This window comes from Massilia soli (genome assembly GCF_016809835.1).
Classification (GTDB): Bacteria; Pseudomonadota; Gammaproteobacteria; order Burkholderiales; family Burkholderiaceae_D; genus Telluria_A; species Telluria_A soli.
Window position 1 is genome coordinate 22206 of sequence record NZ_JAFBIL020000006.1, and the last position, 25532, is coordinate 47737.

The 25532-nt window shown below is 62.9% G+C and carries 26 protein-coding genes and 1 pseudogene; 10 read left to right on the plus strand and 17 right to left on the minus strand.

Going from position 1 to position 25532, the window contains the following annotated elements; translation table 11 throughout:
* Positions 1 to 81: 81 nt before the first annotated feature.
* The 5 genes from I4X03_RS15180 to dusA all read right to left on the minus strand — a co-directional run bounded on the left by I4X03_RS15180 (position 82) and on the right by dusA (position 4771).
* Entirely contained in the window at positions 82 to 651 is a 570-nt protein-coding gene (locus tag I4X03_RS15180) for a hypothetical protein (protein ID WP_223469084.1), read from the minus strand.
* A gap of 137 nt (positions 652 to 788) precedes the next feature.
* Positions 789 to 1139, minus strand: coding sequence for an energy transducer TonB (locus tag I4X03_RS15185; protein ID WP_223469085.1), 351 nt, complete (start codon positions 1137 to 1139; stop codon positions 789 to 791).
* A gap of 35 nt (positions 1140 to 1174) precedes the next feature.
* Positions 1175 to 1513: an energy transducer TonB gene (locus I4X03_RS15190; protein WP_223469086.1), complete on the minus strand. Its 339-nt coding sequence runs from the start codon at positions 1511 to 1513 to the stop codon at positions 1175 to 1177.
* A 56-nt stretch (positions 1514 to 1569) separates the two neighbouring features.
* Positions 1570 to 3327, minus strand: a complete 1758-nt coding sequence (locus I4X03_RS15195) for a methyl-accepting chemotaxis protein (protein WP_223469087.1) — start codon at positions 3325 to 3327, stop codon at positions 1570 to 1572.
* 412 nt (positions 3328 to 3739) lie between these two features.
* Positions 3740 to 4771 carry a tRNA dihydrouridine(20/20a) synthase DusA gene (gene dusA, locus I4X03_RS15200; protein WP_223469088.1) on the minus strand — a complete coding sequence of 344 codons (1032 nt, stop codon included), beginning with the start codon at positions 4769 to 4771 and terminating at the stop codon, positions 3740 to 3742.
* A 212-nt stretch (positions 4772 to 4983) separates the two neighbouring features.
* Between dusA and I4X03_RS15205 the strand changes: the two genes are divergently transcribed.
* From I4X03_RS15205 to I4X03_RS15225, 5 genes are read left to right on the plus strand one after another with little or no spacing between them, the layout of a single operon-like run.
* The gene (locus I4X03_RS15205; RefSeq protein ID WP_223469089.1) at positions 4984 to 5211 is read left to right on the plus strand and encodes an acyl carrier protein; all 228 of its coding nucleotides are present in this window, start codon (positions 4984 to 4986) and stop codon (positions 5209 to 5211) included.
* Positions 5208 to 5960, plus strand: a complete 753-nt coding sequence (locus I4X03_RS15210) for an SDR family oxidoreductase (RefSeq protein ID WP_223469090.1) — start codon at positions 5208 to 5210, stop codon at positions 5958 to 5960. Before I4X03_RS15205 ends, I4X03_RS15210 begins: the two co-directional genes overlap by 4 nt.
* Positions 5961 to 5975: 15 nt before the next feature.
* Positions 5976 to 7535, plus strand: a complete 1560-nt coding sequence (locus I4X03_RS15215; protein WP_223469091.1) for an amino acid adenylation domain-containing protein — start codon at positions 5976 to 5978, stop codon at positions 7533 to 7535.
* Positions 7536 to 7546: 11 nt separating this feature from the next.
* A complete protein-coding gene (locus I4X03_RS15220; protein ID WP_223469092.1) occupies positions 7547 to 8206 on the plus strand; it encodes an acetyltransferase in 660 nt (219 codons plus the stop codon).
* An 11-nt stretch (positions 8207 to 8217) separates the two neighbouring features.
* Positions 8218 to 9000: a class I SAM-dependent methyltransferase gene (locus I4X03_RS15225; protein ID WP_223469093.1), complete on the plus strand. Its 783-nt coding sequence runs from the start codon at positions 8218 to 8220 to the stop codon at positions 8998 to 9000.
* A gap of 20 nt (positions 9001 to 9020) precedes the next feature.
* On the opposite strand, the gene I4X03_RS15230 is transcribed toward I4X03_RS15225, so the two are convergent.
* The 4 genes from I4X03_RS15230 to I4X03_RS15245 all read right to left on the minus strand — a co-directional run bounded on the left by I4X03_RS15230 (position 9021) and on the right by I4X03_RS15245 (position 12322).
* Positions 9021 to 9572, minus strand: a complete 552-nt coding sequence (locus I4X03_RS15230; RefSeq protein WP_223469094.1) for a GNAT family N-acetyltransferase — start codon at positions 9570 to 9572, stop codon at positions 9021 to 9023.
* 5 nt (positions 9573 to 9577) lie between these two features.
* Positions 9578 to 10516, minus strand: coding sequence for a glycoside hydrolase family protein (locus tag I4X03_RS15235; RefSeq protein WP_223469095.1), 939 nt, complete (start codon positions 10514 to 10516; stop codon positions 9578 to 9580).
* Between the two features lie 4 nt (positions 10517 to 10520).
* A complete protein-coding gene (locus I4X03_RS15240) occupies positions 10521 to 11531 on the minus strand; it encodes a class I SAM-dependent methyltransferase (protein ID WP_223469096.1) in 1011 nt (336 codons plus the stop codon).
* 92 nt (positions 11532 to 11623) lie between these two features.
* Positions 11624 to 12322: a WbqC family protein gene (locus I4X03_RS15245; RefSeq protein WP_223469097.1), complete on the minus strand. Its 699-nt coding sequence runs from the start codon at positions 12320 to 12322 to the stop codon at positions 11624 to 11626.
* 268 nt (positions 12323 to 12590) lie between these two features.
* Between I4X03_RS15245 and I4X03_RS15250 the strand changes: the two genes are divergently transcribed.
* The 5 genes and pseudogenes from I4X03_RS15250 (at position 12591) to I4X03_RS15265 (ending at position 18391) form a co-directional block, all read left to right on the plus strand.
* Positions 12591 to 14879 (plus strand): tetratricopeptide repeat protein, encoded by a 2289-nt coding sequence (locus tag I4X03_RS15250; protein ID WP_223469098.1) that lies wholly within the window; start codon positions 12591 to 12593, stop codon positions 14877 to 14879.
* Positions 14876 to 16051, plus strand: coding sequence for a DegT/DnrJ/EryC1/StrS family aminotransferase (locus I4X03_RS15255; RefSeq protein ID WP_223469099.1), 1176 nt, complete (start codon positions 14876 to 14878; stop codon positions 16049 to 16051). The genes I4X03_RS15250 and I4X03_RS15255 overlap by 4 nt, the downstream gene beginning before the upstream one ends.
* Before the next feature lie 172 nt (positions 16052 to 16223).
* A pseudogene (locus I4X03_RS23335) lies at positions 16224 to 16634 on the plus strand (flagellin N-terminal helical domain-containing protein); the annotation flags it as partial.
* Positions 16635 to 16967: 333 nt separating this feature from the next.
* Positions 16968 to 17369, plus strand: coding sequence for a flagellin (locus tag I4X03_RS23340; protein WP_370660527.1), 402 nt, complete (start codon positions 16968 to 16970; stop codon positions 17367 to 17369).
* Positions 17370 to 17473: 104 nt separating this feature from the next.
* Positions 17474 to 18391 carry a flagellar hook-length control protein FliK gene (locus I4X03_RS15265; protein WP_223469101.1) on the plus strand — a complete coding sequence of 306 codons (918 nt, stop codon included), beginning with the start codon at positions 17474 to 17476 and terminating at the stop codon, positions 18389 to 18391.
* A gap of 263 nt (positions 18392 to 18654) precedes the next feature.
* Here the strand turns inward: I4X03_RS15265 and I4X03_RS15270 are convergent, their stop codons facing one another.
* From I4X03_RS15270 to I4X03_RS15305, 8 genes are all read right to left on the minus strand, one after another.
* Complete coding sequence (locus I4X03_RS15270; protein WP_223469102.1) at positions 18655 to 19191, minus strand: hypothetical protein; 537 nt, start codon at positions 19189 to 19191, stop codon at positions 18655 to 18657.
* A 61-nt stretch (positions 19192 to 19252) separates the two neighbouring features.
* Positions 19253 to 21340, minus strand: a complete 2088-nt coding sequence (locus I4X03_RS15275; RefSeq protein WP_223469103.1) for a flagellar biosynthesis protein FlhA — start codon at positions 21338 to 21340, stop codon at positions 19253 to 19255.
* A complete protein-coding gene (locus tag I4X03_RS15280; protein ID WP_223469104.1) occupies positions 21337 to 22476 on the minus strand; it encodes an EscU/YscU/HrcU family type III secretion system export apparatus switch protein in 1140 nt (379 codons plus the stop codon). The genes I4X03_RS15275 and I4X03_RS15280 overlap by 4 nt, the downstream gene beginning before the upstream one ends.
* A complete protein-coding gene (fliR, locus tag I4X03_RS15285) occupies positions 22469 to 23245 on the minus strand; it encodes a flagellar biosynthetic protein FliR (protein ID WP_223469105.1) in 777 nt (258 codons plus the stop codon). Before fliR ends, I4X03_RS15280 begins: the two co-directional genes overlap by 8 nt.
* Positions 23246 to 23251: 6 nt before the next feature.
* Positions 23252 to 23521, minus strand: a complete 270-nt coding sequence (fliQ, locus tag I4X03_RS15290) for a flagellar biosynthesis protein FliQ (protein WP_223469106.1) — start codon at positions 23519 to 23521, stop codon at positions 23252 to 23254.
* Between the two features lie 13 nt (positions 23522 to 23534).
* Complete coding sequence (fliP, locus tag I4X03_RS15295; RefSeq protein WP_223469107.1) at positions 23535 to 24296, minus strand: flagellar type III secretion system pore protein FliP; 762 nt, start codon at positions 24294 to 24296, stop codon at positions 23535 to 23537.
* Entirely contained in the window at positions 24293 to 24673 is a 381-nt protein-coding gene (locus tag I4X03_RS15300) for a FliM/FliN family flagellar motor switch protein (protein WP_223469108.1), read from the minus strand. The genes fliP and I4X03_RS15300 overlap by 4 nt, the downstream gene beginning before the upstream one ends.
* On the minus strand, positions 24673 to 25509 hold the full coding sequence (locus I4X03_RS15305; RefSeq protein WP_223469109.1) for a hypothetical protein: 837 nt from the start codon (positions 25507 to 25509) through the stop codon (positions 24673 to 24675). The genes I4X03_RS15300 and I4X03_RS15305 overlap by 1 nt, the downstream gene beginning before the upstream one ends.
* Between the last annotated feature and the right edge of the window lie 23 nt (positions 25510 to 25532).

Here is a 25532-nt window from a genome sequence, read left to right on the forward strand (position 1 = left end):
GGCAATGGAAGACAAGCCACTATAAACGTCAAGAAGACAATAAGTAAACTAAATTGTTTATTTACCCTGCCGCGCTTGGGGTTACAGGTACGGAATGTCGCAGCTGTCGACGGGCTGGCCAGCGGCGTTCAGGCGTTGCGCGCACAGGTCGTAGGCGATGCCGAAGCCAAGGTCGATACGTTCAACTTTCCCGTATGGCAGCACCAGCGGCTTGCGCACCGTGCGCTTGCCCTCCAGCGCCTGCACGTCGGCGGGAATGGCCAGCGCCACCGTCTCGCCGCCCTGCAGCGCGTCGCCCGCGCGGCCGACATCGATGGAAAGTGCCAGGTCCACCGCCACGCCGCCGGCGACGTAGCGCGGCGCCGACAGCATGCGCTGCGCCTTCAGCACGCCCCATTTGCAGACGCCTGCGGCGTCGCATTGCTTGACCTGGGTCAGCGGAAACTGTTCGGTGTGCTGCGTGAGCGCGGCCAGCGGCCAGGCGGTGCGCAGCGCGTCGGGCTTGTCGCTGACAGCATTGGTCCACGACAGCATGTTCACCAGCGACACCGCCTGGTTGGTGCGCGCGGGGTCGTGCAGGCCGGGCACGGCCGCGCAGCCCGCCAGCGCCAGCAGTACGGCGACGACAATCGAATTCAATGGACGCATCATATCCTTCCTGTAAAGCTGGAAACGAATCAACACAGGGAGGGTAACAGCGATCGCGCCAACGGCAGCGCGCGGGTGGTGCAGGAAAGCGCAGGGGTGGAACGCCAGCCGGCCACGAGGGCCGGCTGGTGGGGAACATCTTAGTCGAGCTTCCAGGCGTAATCGACCTTGGTCCAGGTCTGCGCCGGGGCGCCGTCCTTGGTACCCGGCTTGAACTTGCAGGCGCTGATCGACTTGATCGCCGCCTTGTCCAGGTTCTTGAAGCCGCTGGTCTTTTCCAGCTTGGAATCTGCCACGCTGCCGTCGGCGTTGACCAGGAACGCCATCGAGACGGTGCCCTGCTCTTCGTTCATCAGCGAGGCTTTCGGATATTCCGCCTTGCAATTTTTAGGATCGAAGCTGGCTGATACTTCGGCAGCTGCAACGGCAAAGCTGGCACCCGACAGGGCCAGGGCAGCGATGAGACGGAGGCAACGCTTATTCGTAGACATACCATTTCTCCCAAAAATTGTTATTCAGCTAAAAATTAGAGCGACCAGACGTAATCGACCTTGGTCCAGGTCTGCGCAACGGCGCCATCCTTGGTGCCTGGCTTGAATTTGCATGCCGAGATCGCCTTGATCGCGGCCTTGTCCAGGTTCTTGAAGCCACTGCTCTTTTCAACTTTCGACTCGACGACCTTGCCGTCAGCCGATACCAGGAAAGCCATGGTGACCGCGCCCTGCTCTTCGTTCATCAGGGACGTCTTTGGGTATTCTGCCTTGCAGTTCTTGGCGTCGAAGCTCGCTGGAACTTCTGCTGCGAAACTGGTGCTGCTAACTGCCGCGAACATCAGTGCGGCGATGGTGCTGGTACGCTTGTTCATTTTTCTTGATCCCACTTCGTTTAATAAAATCGTTTGAGTCGTTTAACGACGACCGCTTAAAACTCTTCCCACTCGTCGTTGCCGGCGGTGGTTGCTGCAATCTTTTTTGGCTGGGCCGCTGGTGCGGCCGGGGCTGCTGCCGCACGTGCTGCCGGGCGCTTCAGCGCTGGCTTGGCCTTGGCTGCCGCCGGACGGGAGGCCGGTGCCGCCGTTGCCATTGGCGCCGCTTCGGCCACATGGATTTCTTCGCCTTCAACCAGCTTGAAGATGCTGACCACGCGGGCCAGTTCGCCAGCCTGGTCCTGCAGGCTCTGCGCTGCCGCTGCCGCTTCTTCCACCAGTGCCGCGTTCTGCTGGGTCATGCTGTCCATCTCGATGATCGACAGGTTGACCTGCTCGATGCCGGCCGACTGTTCCTGGCTTGCATTGGCGATCTCGCTCATGATGTCGGTGACCCGCTTGACCGAGGCGACCACTTCATCCATCGTCACGCCGGCCTGGCCGACCAGCTTGCTGCCGCGTTCGACTTTTTCTACCGAGTCGCCGATCAGGGTCTTGATTTCTTTTGCTGCCGCTGCCGAACGCTGCGCCAGGTTGCGCACTTCCGACGCCACCACCGCGAAGCCGCGGCCTTGTTCACCGGCACGTGCTGCTTCCACTGCCGCGTTCAGCGCCAGAATGTTGGTCTGGAAAGCGATGCCATCGATAACGCCGATGATGTCGACAATCTTGTTGGCCGAAGTGTTGATCGAGCCCATGGTGTCCACCACCTGGGCGACCACGTCGCCACCCTTGCGGGCCACGTCCGACGCCGTTGCTGCCAGCGCATTGGCTTCACGGGCATTGTCGGCGTTCTGCTTCACGGTCGAGGTCAGTTCTTCCATCGCCGACGCGGTCTTTTCCAGCGCGCTGGCTTGCATTTCGGTACGCGACGACAGGTCGATGTTGCCGGCGGCGATTTCACGCGATGCGGTGCCGATGGTCTCGGTGCCGCCGCGAACCTGGCCGACGATGCCTTTCAGGCTGTTGCGCATTTCACGCACTTCCATCAGCAGGCTGCCCTGGGCCGCATGCTCGGTATCGATGCGGATCGACAGGTCGCCGGCGGCGATGCTGCTTGCAATCTTGGCGGTGTAGTCCGGCTCTCCGCCGAGCTGCTTGAGCAGGCCGCGGGTGATGAACCATGCCGCCATCACGCCGAGCACGCCAGCCACCAGGCCGAGGATGATCATCATGTTGCGTGCCGCTTCGAAGCCGCTCTGCGCCTCGTGCTGGGCCTGGGCGCTCATCTTTTCTTCCAGCGTCGCCAGCTTGTCCAGCCCGTCCATCCACTTCTTCTGCGGTGGGCGGATTTCCTTGATCAGGACACGGGTTGCCGTCTCGGCATCGTTACCCAGCCACAGGGCCGATGCCTTGGCGATGGCCGCCTGGGTCAGCGCTTCGTTTTCTTTAATCTGTGCCAGCAGGGCCTTTTCGTCGGCCGAACCTTCGCGGGCGAAGACGTCGCTCAGCTTCTTCTGGGCTTCGGCGTACTTGTCGGCGCGGGCCTTGATCTGGTTCATTTCCGGTTCCATGTCGGCCGGATCAGTCATCAGGGTCAGTACTTTCAGTGACGAGATACGGTCGGCCACGTTGTTGCGCATATCGATGACAAGGCGGCTGACGACGTTGTTGACGCTGACGACGCGGTCAAGGCGATCCTGGATTTCGGCCATGCGGAAAATACCCACGATCGTCACGGCGACCAGGAAGAACAATACGAGGGCAAAACCAAGCGCCAGGCGGGTGCCGACCTTCATGCTGGATAAATTCATTTCGTGTCTTTTCTAATGAAACTATTGATCGAAATCGTTCGGTTCAGTGCGCTGGCGGCGGCATTTTTGATGCTCCTCGGCAACACAATGAAGCTTCGCGTGTTTCCATCAGGATAAATCAAATAAATGACTGCGAATGCAAAATTAAGCCCGGAGTCACTTTTTGTTTCGTGAGAACAACACTCAACAGAGCCGTCATGTCGGTTGCCTCATGGAAACAACGAAATGATTATAGGTTTTTATCTTGCCGTGAGGCAAGCAGTAAAAGGTTGTGGTACGGAAAATACTGGGGATATGAAAAGGGCAAGATCGCGGCCGGGCGCCACCCTTCAGAGGAGAAACGGAACAAAATGCGCGCCGGGGGACGGCGCGCATGCCGGGACCTGGCCGGTCCCGGTGTTGCATTTGCGCGTCAGGCGCTGGTCAACCTGGCACAAGCGTCGAGCAGCAGGCGGGCGTCGCCTGATGCCAGGCGGGTAGGATCGGACATCACCTGGCGGAAACTGCGGGCGCCCGGCAAGCCTGCCATGATGCCCAGCATGTGGCGGGTGATGGTGTTGAGCTTGAGTCCGCGCTGTCCATGCGCCGCGATTTGCGCCTGGATATACGGGATCATCGCCTCGATCACTTGCTGGCGCGTCTTGACGGGCGAGTCGTCGCCGTAGAACCGTGCGTCGTACTCGGCCATCACATAAGGATTATGGTAAGCCTCGCGGCCCAGCATGACGCCGTCAACGTGCTGGAGGTGAGTGGCCACTTCGTCCGCGGTCTTGATGCCGCCGTTGATGATGATCTCCAGCTCAGGGAATTCGCGCTTGAGCTGGTAAGCCACCTCGTAGCGCAGCGGCGGGATTTCGCGATTTTCTTTTGGCGACAGGCCCTTCAGCACGGCATTGCGGGCGTGTACGATAAACGTGCGGCAGCCGGCGTCGGCGATGGTGCCGACGAAATCGCGCACAAAACCGTATTCCTCATTGCGGTCGATACCGATCCGGTGCTTGACCGTCACGTCGATCGACACGGCGTCGCGCATTGCCTTGACGCAGTCGGCCACCAGTTGCGGCTCGGCCATCAGGCAAGCGCCGAATGCGCCCTTCTGCACCCGTTCGGACGGGCAACCGCAGTTCAGGTTGATTTCATCGTAACCCCACTCCTGCCCAAGCTTTGCACTTTTGGCAAGGTCAAGCGGATCGCTGCCGCCCAGCTGCAGCGCAACCGGATGCTCTTCGTCATTGAAACGCAGGTGGCGCTCGACATCGCCGTAGACCAGCGCGCCAGTGGTCACCATCTCGGTGTACAACCAGGTATGGCGGGTGATTTCGCGGTGGAACTTGCGGCAGTGGCGGTCGGTCCAGTCCATCATGGGGGCGACCGACAGCGTCCTGGGTTTGTATGCGCCAGGTGTTGCTGTTATGCCCCTGGAGGGTGTGTGGTTTTCTGACATTGGCTTCGGTGCGTGTATGCGTAACCCGCCATGATAGCGCAGCGCCGCGCCGTGCGTATGATCGTCGCCCCCAGGAATGGGGCCAAAAAAATCCAGGAAAACCCCCTCCTCCACGCCGCCACGGGCTACAATTCTCGAAAGCAATGCTCTTCCTACGGCGCCATCGTTCGATCTTCGCCACTTAATATATTACTGATTTAATACTAATTCCCATGAAGCTCACCGCGATTTTTTCTGAAATTTTCCAAGTCCCGGAATCGGCCCTGCAGGACCACACCGAGTTCAAGGAAATCCCAACCTGGGATTCCCTCCAGCACATGATGCTGATCACGCGGGTGGAAGACGATTTTCAGGTGCAGTTCGATGGCGACCAGATTGCCGATATGCGGACACTGGGCGACGTGCGCAAGGCCGTGGTTGCCAGCGGCGGCACGCTGTGAACCTGAGCGGCGCCAAGGTGCTGGTCACCGGCGGCGGCCGCGGCATCGGCCGCCGGCTGGTCGAAGGTTTCCTTGCCGATGGCGCCCTGGTGGGCGTCTTCGAACGCGACGACGACTTGTGTGCCGAGCTGCGCGCAGCGTTCGATGGCCGCGTGCTGGCCTGGCCTTGCGACGTATCCGATCCGGATGCGGTCGATGCTGCCGTCGCCAGCGCAAAACAGGATGGTTTCGAGCCGGACGTGCTGGTCAATAATGCCGGCGTGATCCACAGCGAACCACTGGTCAATTTCACCGCGCGTGGCGACCGGGTTCATTCGCGCCGAGCCTGGCGCGATGTGATGGCTGCCGACCTGGATTCGGTGTTCTATGTCACCAGCCGCGTGGTCGATGGCATGATGGCCCGGCGTTGCAAAGGCGTCGTCATTTCGATCAGCTCGATTGCCGCTGCCGGCAACCCGGGCCAGTCCGCCTATTCGGCCGCCAAGGCCGCAGTGAATGCGCTGACGGCTACCTGGGCCAAGGAACTGGGGCCGCTGGGTTTTCGTTTCGCTGCCATCGCGCCCGGTTTCTTCGATACACCTTCCACGCATGCCGCCTTAAGCGACACCATCATCACCCGCCTGAAGCAGCAAATCCCCTTGCGCAGGCTCGGCAATCCGGAGGCGATCTACCTCGCAGCCCGCCAGATCGTCGAGAACGACTATCTTACCGGTACCGTGCTCGAGTTGGACGGCGGGCTGACACTCTGACGAGGAACGCTGCTCATGGCTTTTGTTTCCAATATTGGGCTGGCATTCGACGACGTCGTTCGGCGCCACAGCGACCGCACCGCCCTGTCGTATCCGGCGACCCAGGAAATGGTCTCCTACGGCGAACTGGCCGCCCTGGCGAACGCAATTGCCGGCGAACTGATTCACCAGGGCCTCAGGCAAGGCGATGTGGTGGCCTTATTCCATGACAAATCTCCGCCTGCCTACGCGACGATGCTGGCATGCCTGCGCCTGGGGCTGATATATACCAATCTTGACCCGGACAGTCCTTGGGCAAGGCTCGAAAAAATCTTGCATACCTGTCAGCCACGGCTGATCGTCAATAGCTTTGCCGCGCTGCCCCATCAGGCTGCGCTGACACAAACCGGCAAGCCCCCTGTCCTGGACTTGCATGCATGGTCGCACGACCCGACCGGCGGCGCCGCCGCATTGCCTGACGCAGCCGGCGTCGGCGGCCATCAACCGGCATACATCATGTTTACGTCGGGATCGACCGGAATGCCCAAGGGAGCGGCGATTTCGCACGCCAACCTGCTGTGGTTTATCGGCTGGTCACATGACCGTTTTGCAGTCACGCAGGACGACGTGCTGACGAATGCCAATCCGATGTACTTCGATAATTCGGTGTTCGATTTTTACACCGCACTGTTTGCCGGCGCCACGCTGGTGCCGCTCACCGCGCAACAGGTCAGGGAGCCGCGCACCTTGGTCACGCTCGTCAACCAGGCCCGCTGCAGCATCTGGTTCTCAGTGCCGTCCCTGCTGGTGTATTTGTTGACGACCCGCGCACTGGCGGCGAAGGATTTTCCTGCCATGCGCGCCATTATCTTCGGCGGCGAAGGCTTCCCCAAGAGCCGCCTGAAGCAGTTGTTCGACCTGTTTGGCGCGCGCACGGCGCTCGAGAATGTCTACGGTCCGACCGAATGCACCTGCATTTGCAGCGCGCACCGCGTCGGGACTGCCGATTTCGACGACATGGCCAGGCTGGCGACGCTGGGCTCGATAGCGCAGAATTTTTCCGCACATATCCTGCCGCTGGATGCGGCCGATCCCACCTTTGGCGAACTGTTCCTGACCGGGCCGCACGTCGGACTGGGGTATTACAACGACCCCGACCGCACCGCCAAGGCGTTTATCCAGAATCCCGCCAATCCGCGCTATCCCGAGCTCGGCTACCGCACCGGCGACCTGGTCGAACGCGACGAGAACGGCAAGCTGCACTTCAAAGGCCGGCAGGATTTCCAGGTCAAGCACATGGGCTACCGGATCGAACTTGAAGAAATCGAGGCGGCACTGAACACCCTGCCGACCGTGACGGAGTGCGCCGTCATTTATCACAAGCTCGCCGAGGGCCTCGGCGAGATCGTCGCTTTCGCCGCGCTCGACGATGCGAACGCAACGACCGAAGCCCTGTTGGCGCAACTTGCCGCGCTGTTGCCAGCTTACATGGTGCCGCGTAAAGTCAATCTGATGGCGGGGTTGCCCAAAAATGCGAACGGCAAAATCGATCGCGTTTCCCTTCAATCAGCACTCCAGGAAAGAGCATCCCGATGAAACCTCTGATCTTGTTTGGCGCCGGAAAAATCGCTGAGGTGCTGCTGTATTTCTTCCAGCACCATAGCGAGCGCAAGGTGGTGGCATGCACGGTCGATGCGCCCTATTCACCTGGCGCACAATGGCAGGGCCTGCCGGTCGTGACGTTCGACACGGTCGCCGCGCACTATCCGCCGGAGCAATACGACATGTTTGTCGCGGTCGGCTACCAAGACCTGAATGACCTGCGCGCAAACAAATGCGCCGAGGCGCGCGCCCTGGGCTATGCCCTGGCATCCCATATTGATCCAGGCGCGCCGCGCGATCTGGTCCATGGCGACAACTGCTTTGTCATGCACCAGGCACTGGTCCACCCGCGCGTAACGCTGGGCAACAACGTCTTTGTCTGGAGCGGCGCGATGGTAGGCCATCACAGCGCGATCGGCGACAACTGCTGGCTCACCTCTTGCACGAATATTTCCGGCGCGGTCACGGTGGGAGCAAACTGTTTTTTCGCCGTCAACAGCACGCTCGGGCATGGAGTGACGATGGGCGATGAATGCTTTGTGGGCGCCAATGCCCTGGTGACGAAATGCGCGGAACGTGGCGCGGTGTTCATTGAAGGTAGCACGCCGCAGTTGCGCTTGAACAGCCGGCAGTTCCTGCGGATGTCGCAGTTTTCAAATCTATAAGGGAGTCGATCATGACCCAAGCCAAAAATTCCCATGCGAGCGCCGGCCAGCTATCGCAGGCGCCGGAGCGCGGCTACCGCCGGATCGGCTTCGAAACACGCAAGTTCGAGCAGCGCCGCGAGCCGTACTGGCAGGGAGTGAATGAAATTCTTGGCATGGGCTATGACCCTGCCGATCTGATCCATCACTTTCCGGCATTCACCGGGCATGTCGCCCTCGGCCGTTTCCTCGCGCTGTACGAGGTGTACAAGCAAACGCTTGGGCTCATGGGCCACATCGCCGAAGCCGGGGTGTTCAAAGGCTCATCAATGCTGATGTTTGCCAAGCTGACCAAATTGTTCGAGCCCGAGTCGCTGACCCAGGTCCACGGATTCGACTGGTTCAAGGGAAACCATCCGGACGACAATGAGAAGCATCTCGTCGATGACAACTCCTATTTCGAGAGCAAGGAACGCCTTGAGGCGCTGATCAAGGCACAGCAACTCGATAACGTCGCAATGCTGCATGAGCTGGACTTATCCAAGGACCTTCCCGCCTTCTTCGACCAGTATGCGCACCTGCAATTCAAACTGGTCTTCCTCGATTGCGGACTCTACAAGGTGGTCCATCATTGCATCGAGCATTTCTGGGAGCGGCTGACGCCTGGCGGCATTCTGCTACTCGACAATATCAACCATGAAACCGCGCCGGGCGAGACCCAGGCGGTGCGCGAATTGCTGCCCGGCCTGCAGATCCGGACCTTCCCGTTCACCCAGCAGCCCACTGGCTATATCGTCAAGCCGATGGTGGGCTAAGCAGGCGCACCAACCCAAGACTACAGGTCGGTTTCCAACAGGTCGTAGGCCTTGGCGTTGTGCCAAACACCGTCCTTCATGAAGGCATGGCGTTTTTCACCGATGTAGTGGAATCCCCACTGCCTGATCACCATTTCCGATTGCGGGTTGGAGGTGAAGTGCTCGACCACCAGCCGGTGGATGCCCAATTCCCTGAACGCGAAAGCGATCACGTGGCGGCCCGCTTCCGACATGATGCGCTGTCCCTGCGACTCCACGCCCAGCCAGTAGGCCAGCTCCGCGCTATGGTAGGTCAGTGCGCGGTGATGGCGCATGATGCTAATTAGCGAGATGATCCCGCAGAAGCGCCCGTCCATGAAAATGGACCAGGTAATGCCGCGCCCGTCGTGGCGGCTTTGCTCCAGGTTCTCGATCAGTGTCCTGGTCTCCGACTTGTCCTGGTGCGGCTGCCATGACATCAGGCGGCAGATGCGCGGATCGGTCACATGCGGCCAGACATCGTCCAGATCCTTCATGCTGATCGGGGTGAGCAGCAAGCGCGGAGTTACGATCGTCAGGTTTTCCGGAAACAATTCATTTACCTCGTATCGAGTGGATATTCGGCATAGCCCATGCCCTCGGCGCCAAAGCCGTTACCGTTGTAAAACATCAGCAATTTATTCTCCTGCCGTATCACATACGGATAGGCGATCATCAGCGCATCCCACCCGCTGCCGGAGACATCGATGCCGGCCTGCGCATCGTCGCGCGTCCAGTGCTCGAGGTCATCGGAATAGGCGTAACCAATGCGGTAGCTATCGTTGCCATTGCGGAAGTCGCTGCTGCCGCGGTAGCAGAACCACATGTGCCAGGTGCCGTTGGCGCGGATGACGGTCGGCCGGGTCAAGGCTTCGCTGTCGTTACGGCACTGTAAGGCGGCGATGCCAGCTTGATGCCATTCAATGCCGTCTTGCGACGACGCAGTCTTCAGGTCGTACTGATGCTCCATTTTCCCGTTGAACTCGCGCCACGACGTGCCGGAGCAGTACCAGGAGCGCCATTGTCCCTGGTCGCGCAGCATGAACGGCGATGTCGCGGAATACGGTTCGGCTTCGGTCGCCTTCAGCACCGGCTCCTGGCTGACGCGGGTAAATGTCGTGCCATCATCGCTGATCGCCAGGCCGGTGAAATTGCGGTACGGGGCACCAGTCGTGGTGCCGCGGCTCCAGCCGCTGTAGTACAGGAACAGGCGCTGGCCGACTTGCACCACGCAGCTCGGCATGACGCCATGTTCGTCGAAGCTGCCGGCTTTGCCCAATGCCAGGATCGGCCGGTCATGCACGTATAACACCTCGCGCGGGTCGTGCGCCGACACGTCGATGAAGGTCGTCATGCTCAAACCGGGCTCGGGACGCGTGGCGAAAAATATCCTCAGCGTGTCGCGATCTTTTTGCCACACGGTGGGCACCTGCGCATGGCTGTGCATCCAGCCATGCTGTCCCGATGCGTCGAAGATCTTGCCTTTCTTAAGCCACATCGCGCTACTGTCCGAGATCGCGCAGGGCTGCGGCCTTGACCACGTCGTCCAGCCAGGCGTGCATGCTCTTGCCCGACTTTTGCATCGCTTCCAGTGCGAGCGTCTTGGTTTCCGGCTTGACGCCCTCCAGCTGGCCATCGACACGCGTCATGTGGGTACCGCCGCGCGGGCCGGGAATCTCATAATTGAAGTTACCCGTCGGTTCCCCATCGCCGACGACAAAATCGATCAGGTAGAACACGCCGCCAATCACCCAGCGCAGCCGCACCTCGCGCGCTTCAACCGGCATCTCCTGCAGCGGCAGCGGCGCATTGAATTGCGGATTGGTGGCGGTCAGGATTTGTGCGAAGCGGGTGCCGCGCAGCCATGGCGGCATGCTTTCGTCGCCTACCAGCACGCGGCCGCCGACTTTGGTGACGCGCGCGAACTCCTTCAAGGCGCGCTTCACGTCGCCGAATTCGCCCAAGCCGCCGAAGTGGTAGACCGCATCGAAATAACCGTCGGGGAAAGGCAGGTAGCTGCCGTTCGACAGCGAATAGTCGATGGGCACGGCGACGCCGTCCATCCGCTCCACGCATTTTTCCAGCATCGGCAGCGAGATATCCTGCAGGTACAGGCTGCCCGAAGCGTCCAGGCGCTGCGCCAGCAAGGCCGAATCGCGGCCCGAGCCGCAGCTCACTTCCAGCACGCGGTGATGCGCTTGCAGTTCCAGCGTGTCGATCATCTTGTTGCGCGTGACCGTCTCGTCTTCCCAAAACGTTTCAAAAGTCAGGTGCAGGAACTTGTCGTAGATCTCGGCGCGCTGATCGTAGAATGCCCTGCTTTTCTGTTCGGTCGGATGCAACTCCGGAGGGAAGGTCAGGTCGGCGATGCCGTTGTTGATCGCATAGCGGCGCCCACCGGCCGCGGTGAGCCAGCCCGAGAGCACATTGCCCTGGTCCTGGTGGTCGATCTCCAGTGTCAGTTCGGCACCGGTTTCTGGACAGCGATAATGTTTTTCCTGACCTGGTTTCATATCTTTCCTCTGTAAATTGTCATCGGTGCCGCATTGGCTCATTACTATAGTTGATCGAGGGCACCCGCGCTACGCTGCGCATGCCGAGCGCGTCACTCCAGCGCGGCGGAAAAAAGCGCTTGCCGCGTCGCTGCCCTGCCCTGGTGCATCAGCACATCGATGATCGACAATCCCGGCGTGAACGTCGCGCCATCCTGGGCATACGCATCCAGTCGCGGTTTCAGGAAACGCAGCTGCATCCCGAGCGCGGCGAAATCGGCGGCCGCGTACAAGTGCTTGCCGCCGGGCGCATTGACATAGACGCTGGCGTGCTCCTGGCGGCAAATGTCGAGGATCCGCTGCGCACCCTTGTAGTGCTGGTTTTCATAGTGAGAGGACGTGGCAATGATCTGGCATGGCAGTTCCAGCCAGGCGTGCAGCGCGATGAGGGAACAGCGCAGGTAGGGCGCCAGCATGGTTTCCGGACAGCCGAGGATGTCCTGCGCCAGGGGCATGGTTTCCGCATAAAACGGCGCCTTGCGATACGACTGCTCGACCGTCTTGAGCAGCTTGCTGCGCCAGGCCGAGTCCTCGCTCACCGCGATCTGGTTGATCAGCAGGTTCTGGCTGGCCGCGCGCAAGGGGATGGTCATCCAGTGTTCGCGCCCGCCCACCATGATGCGGTTGCGGTTGATCCAGCCACGCTTGATGAAACCGACATCGTCGAACAGCACGAAGCGGTCGACCGCGGCCATCAATTGGAGGTAGCCGATGTAGGGCACGAAATACGGCTGCATGATGGCCAGTCTCACCGCAAGTTCCATCCTGTCATTGCTGCGCTTTCGTCAAATAATCCAGGCCAATCGCCAGCGTGATAGTGCTCCATGGAATAAGCTGCGTCAAGAAACGCTGTGGCTTGTCAAAATTTCCACAGAGAAAATTAGCCCGTTTGGCGGAAAGGGACGCGGTACAATTCCGTAAGCACATTTCCTAGCTAAATCCTATGAGCGCAATGACACTTTCCACCACGTGTTCCGACCCGTGCAGCACGATCCGGGCCGTGCCGTGAAAGGCCAGCCGATGCGCGCCAACGCACCCGACGCTGAACTGGCGCAGCTGCGGCGCGCACTGAAGCTGGCGCCGCGCAGCGCCAAGGCGCACGCCGAGCTGGGATTGGCGCTGCAGCGGGCCGGCCAGTTCGCGCCCGCCGTGGCCAGCCAGCGCCGCGCGCTCGAACTCGATCCGGGCATGGTCAGGCTGCATGGGATCATGGCGCCGGCGCTGCATGCGCTGGCAGAATACCCGGCGGCCGCTGACAGTTACCGCAAGGCCATTGCCCTGCAGCCTGACAACGCCGCCTTGCACTATGGACTGGGCGAGGCGCTGCGCGCGCTGGCCGACTACCCGGCGGCCGAGTCCAGCTACCGCCGCGCGCTGCAATTGCGGCCGCACGACCAGTATGCCTACACCGGCCTGGCAGGCGCGCTGCATGGACTGGGCGACCTGGACGGCGCCGCCGCCGCCTACAGCCAGGCGCTGGCGATCGCCCCGGACCATGTCGATGCCTTGCTCAATCTCGGCAATACGTCGCTGCGCCAAGGCCAGTTCACCATCGCGGCCGACGCCTACAACGGCGTGCTGAAGGTGCGGCCCGACCATTACGATGCCCGCATCAACCTCGGTGTGACGCTGGCGTCGCTGGACCAGCACGAAGCCGCGCTGGCATGCTACCGCCAGGCGCTGGCGGGGCGCCCGAACGACCAGGTCGCACAGCGCCATATCTCGTCGACCCTGGCACGGCTTGGCAAGCACGCCGAGGCGCTGGCATTCCGCGAAGCGCTGCGCGACGCCGCGCCGGACAACGGACTGTTCCATTTCGATGTCGGCCAATCGCTGCACCAGATGGGCCAGCCGGCACTGGCGATGGCCAGCCTGGCCCGCGCCTTGGCGCTGCGGCCGGACGATGCCGCCATCCATACCTATGTCGCATGGATCCATATGGAAGGCGGCGAACGCGACCTCTCGCTGGCAAGCTACCGCCGCGCGTTGCAGCTCGATCCCCGCCCTGTCACGTTCAGCAATACGCTGTTCGCACTGAGCCACTGCACCAACGACCCGCACGAACTGCTGGCCGAGCACCTGCGCTTCGGCGACTTGTTCGAGCGCCCGCTGCTGGCCCTGCGCCGCCCCCATCCGAATGTGGCGGACCCGGCGCGCCGGATCAATATTGGCTTCGTCTCGGCCGACCTGTACAACCACGCGGTGGTTACCTTCGTCGAGCCGATCCTCGAATTGCTCACCCATAGCACCGAGTTGTCGCTGTTCGCCTACAACAACGGCAAGGTCGACGACGAAGTCACCGCGCGGCTGCGCGGCTATTTCCCGCACTGGCGCTCGATCTCCGCACTCGACGACGAAGCGGCCGAACGCATGATCCGCGCCGATGGCATCGACATCCTGATCGACATGTCGGGTCATTCCGGCGCCAACCGGCTGCCCCTGTTTGCGCGCAAGCCGGCGCCGCTCCAGATCAGCTGGCTCGGCTATGCCGGCACCACCGGCTTGCAGGCAATGGACTATTACTTCACCGATGGCTTCCACCTGCCCGAAGGGCGTTACGACGACCAGTTCACCGAAAAAATCGTGCGCCTGCCGCTCGGCGCGCCGTTCATGCCGGCGCCAAACGCCCCCGAGATCAGCGAGCTGCCCGCCCTGCGCAACGGCTACATGACGTTCGGCACATTCAACCGGGCCAATAAGCTCAGCCGCGAGGTGATTGCGCTGTGGGCAAAATTGCTGCATGCGGTACCCGACGCCCGGCTGTTGCTGGGTGGGCTACATCCGGGCGCCGACACGCTGGTGCTGGGCTGGCTGCGCGACCAGGGTATCGACGCAACGCGCCTGCAGCTGCAGCCGCGCGGCACCGTCGGCGAGTACCTGGCCGCGCACGACCAGGTCGATATCTGCCTCGGCGCCTTCCCCTACACCGGCACGACGACGGTCTGCCACGCGCTCTGGATGGGGGTACCGACCCTGACCAACACCGGCCCGACCAATCCCAGCCACGCCGCGGTGTGCCACATGGCCCACCTTGGCCTGACCTCGTTCGTGGCCGATAACGACGACCACTTCGTCGACTTGGGCGTGTTCCTGTCACAGAATGTGGACGAGCTGGCGCAATTGCGCGCCACCATGCGCCAGCGTTTCGGCCAGTCGGTGTCCGGCCATCCGATCATCGCCGCCTCGGGCCTGGAGCGCGGGTTGCGGCTGATCTGGGAGCGCTGGTGCGCCGGCCTGCCGCCTGAGTCCATGCGCGTCAGGCTGTCCGACCTGATGACTTCCGAACCGGCACTGGAGCCTGAAGCATGAAGACCATCCGCCATCGCGCCGACCTTGCGGTCAACGGCGCCGTTCCCGCCTTCGACGAGCTGCTGCACGTGGGGCGACCCAACATGGGCGACCGCGCCGCCTTCATGCAGTACGCGGCCGACATTTTCGACCGCCGCTGGCTCAGCAACAACGGCCCGCTGGTGCAGGAATTCGAAGGCGAAGTGGCGCGCCACCTCGGCGTCAAGCACTGCGTGGCAATGTGCAACGGCACCATCGCGCTGGAAATAGCGATCCGCGCGCTTGGCCTGACCGGCGAAGTCATCGTGCCGTCGTATACGTTTGTCGCCACCGCCCACGCGCTGCAATGGCAGTCGATCACGCCGGTGTTCGCCGACGTCGATCCGGCTACCCACACCTTGTCGCCGGCCGCGGTGCGCCGCATGATCACGCCGCGTACCAGCGGCATCATCGGCGTGCACCTGTGGGGACGCGGTGCGCCGGTCGAGGAACTGCAGGAGATCGCCGACGAGCATGGCCTGAAACTGATGTTCGATGCCGCCCACGCGTTCTCCTGCACGTACCAGGGCCGCATGATCGGCAGCTTCGGCGCCTGCGAAGTGCTCAGTTTCCATGCCACCAAGTTCTTCAACAGCTTCGAAGGCGGCGCGGTCGTCACCAACGACGACCAGCTGGCCGAGGCAATCCGCCTGATGCGCAATTTCGGCTTTGTCGATCTCGACAAGGTGATCCACCCTGGCACCAACGGCAAGATGATCGAGATCGCCGCCGCCATGGGCCTGGTCAACATGCGCTCGCTGGACCAGGTGATCGCCGCCAACCGCGCTAACTATGTCGCCTACCGCGAGGCGGTGCGTGGCATTGATGGCGTGCGCGTGCTCGAATACAACGAGCACGAGCGCAACAACTATCAATATGTGGTGCTGGAAGTGGCGCCCGATTGCACCATTGGGCGCGATGCGCTGGTGGACGCCCTGCGCGCCGAAAACGTGATGGCGCGCCGCTACTTCTGGCCTGGCTGCCACAAGATGGAACCCTACCGCAGCCTGTTCCCGCACGCGGGCCTGGTACTGCCCGACACCGAGGCGGTCGCCGCCAGCGTGATCGTTCTGCCAACTGGCCAAACCATGACCCCGGACATGGTAGCGACGGTGGCCCAGATCATCCGCACCGCTGTTTCCCACCCCGCCTGAGCCGTTTTGTTAGCGGCCTGAAAACATTTCGGGCCGTTTCCTCCTCATTTCATCTTTTTTCAAAAAATTTCCGTGCGGCATTTAATGAACCGCTCACAACGGTCGCTTTGTGCTTGGGAGAGCAGGAAAACCACATGCTCCGAACAGTATCCACCTAACCAGGAGTAACACCATGCTGAGCCTTCACACCAATAGCGCCGCCCTGTCCGCACAAGCTTCGGTATCCCGCAACCAGGGCACCCTGTCGACCTCGATGACCCGCCTGAGCACTGGCTTCCGCATTAACTCGGCGATGGACGACGCTGCTGGCCTGCAGATTGCAACCCGCCTCAAAGCACAAACCAGCGGTATGGCCATGGCCATGCGCAACACCCAAAACGCTATCTCGATGATGCAGACCGCCGAAGGCGCGCTCGGCGAGACCAGCAACATCCTGATCCGCATGAAGGATCTGGCGACCCAGTCGGCTGACGCATCGTCGACCGCTTCGGACAAGACCGCAATGCAGTCGGAATATGACGCACTGGCTTCGGAACTGAGCAACATCATCGGCAACACCTCGTTCGGTGGCGCCAAGCTGCTGAACAAGGCTGCCGACGCTGCCGCCCTGGCACTGGCCGCAACTGCCAAGACTGCTGACGCCGCAGCCGCCACCAGCGCAACCGCAACCGCCGTCAGCTCGCTGGCTGCTTACAACACCGCAGCTGCTACGTTCACCTCGACCCCGTCGGCAGCCAATGCCACCGCGATGCAGACGGCCCGTGAAACCATGGAAGCCGACGCCGCTGCTGAAGCCGCCGCGACCGCCAAGTCGACCGCATCGACCGCCTACGAAACCGCTGCCCTGGCATCGACCACCAGCGGCAAGTTCGCTGCCTCGATGGACTTCCAGATCGGCGCATCGACCTCGGAAAAGATGGGCCTGGACCTGTCGTCGCAACTGACCGCGCTGCACTCCCAGCTCGGCGCAACCAGCGTCAACTACAACTCGTTCGGCGCAGCAACCGGCCTGGCTGGTACTGAACTGACCGGCGCTGGCTCGGCTTCGCTGAGCATCGACAAGCTGTCGACCGCGATCGACTCGATCGGCGCAGTTCGCTCGGCACTGGGTGCTGCTGCAAACCGCCTGGAACACGTCGCCACCAACCTGGCTAACGTGTCGAGCAACACCGAAGCTGCTTCGGGCCGTATCATGGACGTCGACTTCGCCACCGAGAGCTCGAACATGACCTCGACCCAGATGCTGCTGCAAGCTGGCACCGCGATGCTCAAGCAGAGCAACAGCATGTCGTCGATGGTAATGTCCCTGCTGCAGTAATAGCCGCAACTCCCCCGCCCCCGGGCGGGCACGAGAGCCAGCCGGCGTACACCGGCTGGCTTTTTTTTGTCCCCGAATAAGTAGCACTTTTCTGGCGGCTGACCATGGCAACGATCCATTTCGCAGCAGTGCATCCCGTTCCGGCCACCGCGCCGGCGCCGGCCGTGAACCCGAACATCGCCAGCTTGCCGGCGCTGCCGGTATCGGTACCGCTGGCCGCCGCCGACGCGCCCGGCAGCGCTGGCCTGGCCCAGCTCGCCGCCAGCCCTGGCGCCGCGATGGCAGAAGCGGCCTCGATGCGCCCCGACCAGTTGTTCATGGCGCGCCAGATGGCCTGGCCTGCGCTGGACGGCGCCACCCTGGCCAACGCCTGGCGCGGCATGATCGCCACCTATGGCGCCCAGCTGGCCGCGCTGCAGCACCAGGCCGCCAGTCAGCATGTGCCGTCCGCGCTGCTGATGTCCGGCCAGTTCCCGCCCTCGCAGCAACCGCAGCAGCCCGCGCTGCACTGGCACCCGGACGCCTGGCGTTTCGTCACCCAGGGCCCGGCGCGGCCGATGACCTTGCGCGTGCTGGCCGGCGGGCCCGACCAGCCGCCCGGACGGCGGCGCCGCGGCAAGGCCGCGTTGCGGGTCGAACTGACGCTGGAAGATGGCATGCGCGCGACGGTGCAGCTGGAAATGATGCCGGAAGGTGTGATGATGGAACTGGCCGCGCCTTACACCAGCTCGCTCGAGCTGCTGCGCGCGGCCTTGCCGGAACTGCGCGTCGCGCTCGACCGCGCCGGCCTGACGCTGGTGCGCACGACCCTGCGCCATGCGCTCGCGCCGGCGCGCGCGGTCAATGACGCGGCGGCCGCGCAAGCGCTGCCCGACACGCTGTTTCGCGCGATGGCCGATGTGGCCCTGCTGCTGGCGATGCCGGCCGACCCGCCTGAGGCGACGCCGCACGAGACACCCCTCGACGCGCCGGACGGCGAACCGAACTATCCGCCAAGCTACCCGGTCGACGACCCCGCATAACGTCGTTCCCGCGAAGGCGGGAACCTATGCCGCCCCTGCACGATTTATCTCTGGTCGGCTTCAATATAGGTTCCCGCTTTCGCGGGAACGACGGTGACATTGCTAGCGGGGGCGTTGCTGATTACCCTACCGTCCCGACATCGACACTTCGCGGTTCTCGGGAATCTCGGGCCGCACCTGCGGCACCAGCAGTAACGGCGGGGTCTGCTGCTGCTTCATCTGCTCGCGCGCCACCGGCAAGGTCGAGGGAGTTGACGAGCGTCCTAACGCTGATATTCATGGTAGCCGCAAGCAGGCTTACGGAATGGCGCGTCAGGCACAAGCTTTCCATCCCGGAAGAACTGCCCTTGCGGGTGGCTGATTGAAAGTACGATCTTTGTTTCGCCTTCAGGCATATCGTAGAGGGCACATTCCGAGACGATGCGAATGGGGCGGCGTGGATTCGTCGTGTTGGTGATGTTCACCACGGGAACTGGAGGGGAATAGCCCCCGTTCGATTGATTCGTAAGAACGATCGAATATTTTTTGCCTCCCATCTTGCACTCTCTTCTATGCGGAAGCGGCTTGTCCGGAACGTTCAAGTCGTCTTCAGTCGTTCGCCAGGTTGACAGCTTGTCGACGTCGATGACGTTGCGCTCCAACAGCCGTGCTTCGCCGGCTTCGTTGTAAGCGGAATAGTCGATCACTGCAATCTGATCGCGCGAACACTCGACCTTGAAGCTTCGGTAGTACCAATCTGCCAGCGCCGAACTGCTGCAGCTTGCAGAAAGTGCCAGGACAATCAACGTTCTCGACTTCATAAGCATCACTTGCACCCTGGCCAGTATGTGTCCGGCAAACTCAACGACAACGCTAATCTAATTAGCCCACTGTCCCGACAATCGACACTTCGCGGTTTTCGGGAATCTCGTTATACGACAGCACATACAGCCCAGGCGCGAACAGGCGCGCGTAACGCGCCAGCAATGGCCGCACCTGCGGCAGCACCAGCAATAACGGCGGGGTCTGCTGCTGCTTCATCTGCTCGCGCGCCACCGGCATGTTCAGCTGCAATTGCGACAGCAACTGCGGGTCGATCGGGAAATTGTCGAGCGCGATCTTGCCGCTCTGGCGCGCCTGGTTCAGCGACCCGAGCAGCATGTTCTCCAGCTCGCCCGACAGGTTGAACGCCGGCATATCCTTCTTCTTGCCGAACAGCTGGGTGACGATCTGGCGCCGCAGCGCGCAGCGCACTTCGGCCGCCAGCAGGATCGGGTCCTTGGTCGTTTCCGAGCTGTCGAGCAATGTGGTGGCGATCACCACGATATCCTTCAGCGACACGTTCTCGGCCAGCAGCACGCGGAACACCCGCAGCAGCTGGGTGTGGGTCAGCGCCTTGTCGAGCGTGGCGGCCAGCTTCGGCGACAGCGCCGTCAGGCGCTCCATCATGGCCGGCACGTCTTCGTGGCGGAACAGGTCGGGCAGATAGTCGCGCACCACTTTCGAGACGTGGGTGGCGATCGCGCTCGGCGCTTCCACCACCTGGTAGCCAAGGCCCAGCGCATGCGCCTTCTGGTCCGGCGCGATCCACGTCACCGCCATGCCGTAGGCCGGCTCGACGCCCGGTATGCCGTCCAGCTGGCCGTAGACATTCGGCGACGGAATCGCCATCAGGTGGTCGGGCACCACTTCGGCCTCGGCCACCACGGTGCCGGACAACACGATCGTGTATTGGTTCGGACGCAGCGCCAGGTCGTCGCGCACCTGGATCGGCGGCAGCAGCAGGCCCATCGCCTCGGACAGGCTCTGGCGCACACCCTTGATGCGCTTGGCCAGCGGCTCGCCCTGGGCCGGGTCGACCAGGCCGACCAGCTTGTAGCCGACCGCTACCGACAGCGGCTGCACCGCCGGCAGTTGCTGCCAGTCGAGTTCGGCCGGACGCTCGTCGCGCAGCGCCGCTTCGATCGCCGCCACCCTGGCGTGGTCGGGCGCCTGCACCCGCGTATGCAGGCGGTAGCCGACATAGCCGAGCACGGTGGCGAACAGCATGAACATCAGGAACGGCATGCCCGGAATCAGGGCCAGCACCACCATCATGCCGGCCGCCGAGAACAGCACCGACGGCGAGGCCAGCAGCTGGCCGCCGACCTGCTGCTCGAAGTCGCCCGAATCGCTGATGCGGGTGACCAGTATCGCCGCCGCGGCCGACAGCAGCAGCGCCGGGATCTGCGCGACCAGGCCGTCGCCGATGGTCAGCAGCGCGTAGACACGGAACGACTCGCCGAACGACAGGTCGTGCATCAGCGCGCCGATCGCCACGCCGCCCACCATGTTGATGATCAGGATCAGGATACTGGCGACCGCGTCGCCGCGCACGAACTTGGAGGCGCCGTCCATGGCGCCGTAGAAGTCGGCTTCGGCGGCGACGTCGCGGCGCCGCACCTGGGCCTTTTCCTGGTTGATCAGGCCGGCGTTGAGGTCGGCGTCGATCGCCATCTGCTTGCCCGGCAAGGCGTCCAGCGTAAAGCGCGCCGACACCTCGGAAATCCGTTCGGCGCCCTTGGTCACCACCGCGAAGTTAATGATCATCAAGATGATGAACACCACCAGGCCAACCACGAAGTTGCCGCCGATGACCACGTTGCCGAACGCTTCGATCACCTGGCCGGCCGCATGGGTGCCTTCATGGCCGTGCAGCAGGACCACCCGGGTCGAGGCCACGTTCAGCGTCAGCCTGAGCATCGTGGTGCCCAGGATCACGCTCGGGAACACCGAGAAGTCGAGCGGCCGCTTGGCCGACACGCTGACCAGGATCACGATCAGCGCCAGCACGATGTTGAAGGTGAACAGCACGTCCAGCAGCACCGGCGGCAGCGGCAGGATGATCATCGCCATGATGACCATCAGGAAGACCGGGGTGGCGTACTTGTGGCGCTTTAACTCGCCGAGCATGGTGTTGAAAAAACTCATGACGCTGGAACCTCACTCAGGTGAGATGGCACCGCCATCTCATTGGGAAAACGTGGCGGCGCGGTGCGCCGGCCGGAACGGAAAGCATTCAGCTGTAAAACGTAATTCAGCACTTGCGACACCGCCTGGTACAGCGGGGCGGGAATCTGCTGCTGCACCTGGCTGGTGTTGTAGATCGCGCGCGCCAGCGGCGGCAGCTCGAGCGTCTCGATATTGTGTTTCTTCGCCACCTCGCGGATGAACAGCGCCATCTCGTCGAGCCCCTTGGCCACCACGAACGGCGCCTCGGCGCGGTTGGCATCGTACTTCAGCGCCACCGCGTAGTGCTGCGGGTTGACGATCACCACGTCGGCAGTGGGCACCGTCTTGTTGACGCTGCGCCGCGCCATCTGCTGCTGCAACTGGCGGATGCGCTGCTTGACTTCGGGCTTGCCTTCGCTGCTCTTGTGTTCTTCCTTGATGTCCTGCTTGCTCATGCGCTGGTTCTTGGCGAACAGGAAAGCCTGCACCGGCACGTCAACGATGGCAAACAGCAGGAACACCATGCACATCGCCATCAGGCCATCGAACATCAGGCCGGCGCCATTGATGATCGCATCGGTCAGCGTCATCTTTTGCAACTCGACAAAGGCGCGCATGCCCGACTCGCTGGTATTCCATAACACGAAGCCCAGCGCCACCGCCTTGCCGACCGAGGTGGCCACGCCGATCCAGTGCTTGCTGGTGCCCAGGTTGCCCAGGTTCTTGGCCGGCGACAGCCGTTCCATCTTGGGCATCCAGTGCTTGGTGGTGATTACCCAGCCGCCCGGGATCAGGGCGCCGATCGACACCGCGAACGGGATCAGCGCCAGCGGCAGCAGCATCTGCACCAGCAGCATCATCGAATCGGCAAACACCGTCGACATCACGTTTTCCATGGCGCCTTCGGCGCCCATCGGCACGAACACCAGCTTGAACAAGGCCTGGAACGATTCGAGATAGGCCGGCAAGAACAGCGTAAACACCTTCAGGCTGACCAGGATGCCGACCGCGGTGGCGAGGTCGCGCGAACGCACCACCTGGCCTTCGTCGCGCGCCTTCTTGAGCTTCTGGTGGGAAGCCTTTTCGCTTTTGTCGCCGGTGCTGGTCTCAGCCACGGGCCGCTCCCATCTGCTGGCGCAGCATGTCCAGCACCTGGTTGGTCATCGCCATGTAATGCTCGGGCAGGAAGTGCACCACCTGGATCAGCATCAGCAGGCCGAACAAGGTGGTCAGCGAGAAGCCCAGCGAAAACAGGTTCAGCGCCGGGGCGACCCGGTTCAGGAAGCCGAAGCCGATCTGCACCACCAGGGTCGAGAACACAATCGGCAGCGCCAGCAGCATGCCGGCCGAAAAAATCCAGGCCGCGTTGAATGCCACCGCGTTGAGCAGCAGCGGGCCGTAGCCCTGCCCCACCGGCCAGGCCTTGAAACTGGCGCCCATCACGCCGGCCAGCACCAGGTGGCCGTCGATCGAGAAGAACACCAGGATCGCCAGCATCGTCAGCAGGATCGACACCACGTCCGAGGACGAGCCGTTGACCGGGTCGTTCATCTGGGCCATCGCAAAACCGATCTGCGACGACACCAGGTAACCGACCAGTGAAATGACCGCCATCGAAAAATGCAGCGCCAGCCCGATCACGCCGCCGATCACGGCCTGCTCGATCGTCGCCACCACGCCCAGCATCGAGAACGGGTCGATGTCGGTGTTGCCGGAGGTGACCGGCAGCAGCAGGAAGGCCAGCACCAGCGACAGCAGCACCCGCACCGGCATCGGCACCATGGCGTCGCCGATGATCGGCGCGGCCGACAGCAGCGCGAGGTTGCGCACGAACGGCCACCACAGCGCGTTCAGCAAGGGCAGCAGGTAGCCGGCCAGCTCCATGCGCCGCTAGCCGACCAGCACGGCGGCGCGCCGGAACACCGACACGCAATAGTCCATCAGGTAGCCGGTCATCCAGTGGCCGGCCAGGATCACCGCCATCAGCGTCACCAGCAGACGCGGCAGGAAGCTCAGCGTCTGTTCGTTGATCTGGGTGGCGGCCTGGAACAGCGCCACGATCAGGCCGGTGATCAGGCCCGGCACCACCAGCACCAGCACCAGCAGCATCACCACCTGCAGGGCGCCGGTGACCAGTTCGACTGCGATTTCGGGTGTCATGCGAAGTCCCCCGTCAATAAGCGCGGATCGAGCCGACCAGCGTGCTGACGGTCAGCGTCCAGCCGTCCACCAGCACGAACAGCAGCAGCTTGAACGGCAGCGAGATCACCAGCGGCGACAGCATCATCATGCCCATCGCCATCAGCACCGACGATACCACCAGGTCGATGATCAAAAACGGAATGAACAGCATGGCGCCGATCTGGAACGCGGTCTTCAGTTCCGACAGCACGAACGCGGCCAGCTTGACGGTGAACGCGCGCTGCTGCGGCGCCAGCGCAGCCGGCTCGCCGGCCAGCTGCGCGACCTGGGCCAGCGCGGCCTTGGACGTTTGCGCCAGCATGAAGTTCGAAACCGGCACTTCGGCGATCTTCAGCGCATCGACCATGCCGATCTGGTCCTTGTCGTAGGGCAGGAAGGCGTCGCGCCAGACGGCGTCGCCGACCGGGCGCATGACCAGCAGGGTCAGGATCAGCGCGACCCCGGTAATCACCCGGTTCGGCAAGCCCTGCTGCAGGCCGAGGGCCTGGCGCAGCAAGGACAGCACGATCACGAAGCGGGTGAAGCTGGTCATCATCATGACCATGATGGGCAGCAAGCCCAGCAGGGTCATCAGGACCAGGATCTGCGACTTGACGGTCAGGTCGGTCTTGGCGCCGGGGATCACGCCGGCCAGCAAGTCCTGGGCCGAGGCCGGGGCGCAGGCGAGCGCCAGCACGGCTGCCAGCGCGGCGCCCAGCGCCAGCGCCGGCCGGCCGCCGAAACGGTTGGTCATGACGAGAGCAGGTCCAGGTTGAGTCCGTCGAGATCGATCACCTTCAGGCCGTACTGTTCGCCGGCGACCACGACTTCGGCGCGGCCGATCGGGGTGCCATTGACCTTGATCACCAGCGGCTCGCCGGCGAGCGCGTCGAGCGCGATCACCGAGGCCGGGCCGATCGACATCAGTTCATGCAGCGAAATGCGCGCCGAGCCCACCTCGAGGGTCAGGGTGACCGGAATCTTGCGCATCATCTGCGGCAGGTCGCGCGCGCGGCGCGCGTTGCCGGAACGGGTGTCGCCGGGCACCGCGGCCGGCTCGTCGATGATCATGTCGTCGTCGATGGCGTCGTCCAGTTCCTGGCCCGGCAGTGCGTTCTGGTTGATGTTCATTATTCGCTGTCTTCAAAAGAGGTTAAACAGAGCGTGCCCTTGCTTTCCGATACGGCCGCGGTAAACAGCGGCGATTCGTCGAGCAGAACCTGGGCACGGCCGAGGCTGACCGGGATGATATCCCCTAGTTTCAGCGCAAACAGCGTTTCCAGGGTGATTTCCTTGCTGACCAGGCGGCCATCGAGGCGCACCTGCAACGTCGACCCGAGCGCCACGGCGGCGCGCTCGGTGCGCTCGCGCAGCCGTTCCGGCGCCAGGCCCTGCAGCACGGCTGCCATCATCGTCTGATCCAGGCTGATCCAGTAAATAAGCGGGTCACCGCTGTGAATGTCGCGCAAGGTCACCGCCACGGTCCAGCTGCCGGCAGCCGGCGCCAGCGTCGGGCGCGCCTGCACAGGCACGGCTGCGGCCGCCGCGGCTTCCCCCTGGCCTGCGCGCTGCAGGTTGGCGGCCACCCGCTGGGCCAGCGCGGCGCAAGTCTGTTGTCCCAAAACAACAGCGAGCCGCTCCTCTGTCGCGGTTATTTTGACGGTCGCCGGGTCCGGCGCCGGCGTCGGCGCCTGGCCGCGGCGGCCGTAACGGTAATTCAGGATCGACAGCAAACCGGGACGGCCGATCGAAAAGGCCAGGCCGCCGGCGCCGCTCGCATAGCCGAGCCAACGGCCAGCCAGGCCAGGTTCCGGGGTGCGCACGAAGGCGACGGTCAGCAGCTGGAACGCTTCCCAATAGCGGCGCGCGCCCGCCACGCGCATGGCCGCGGCCAGGTCGTCGGCGAGCTGGGCGGCAAACTGCGGCAGCAAGTGGACCGGCCGCCCGAGCAGGCAGGGGTCAAGCACCTGATGTTGCTGTGCGGCAGTTG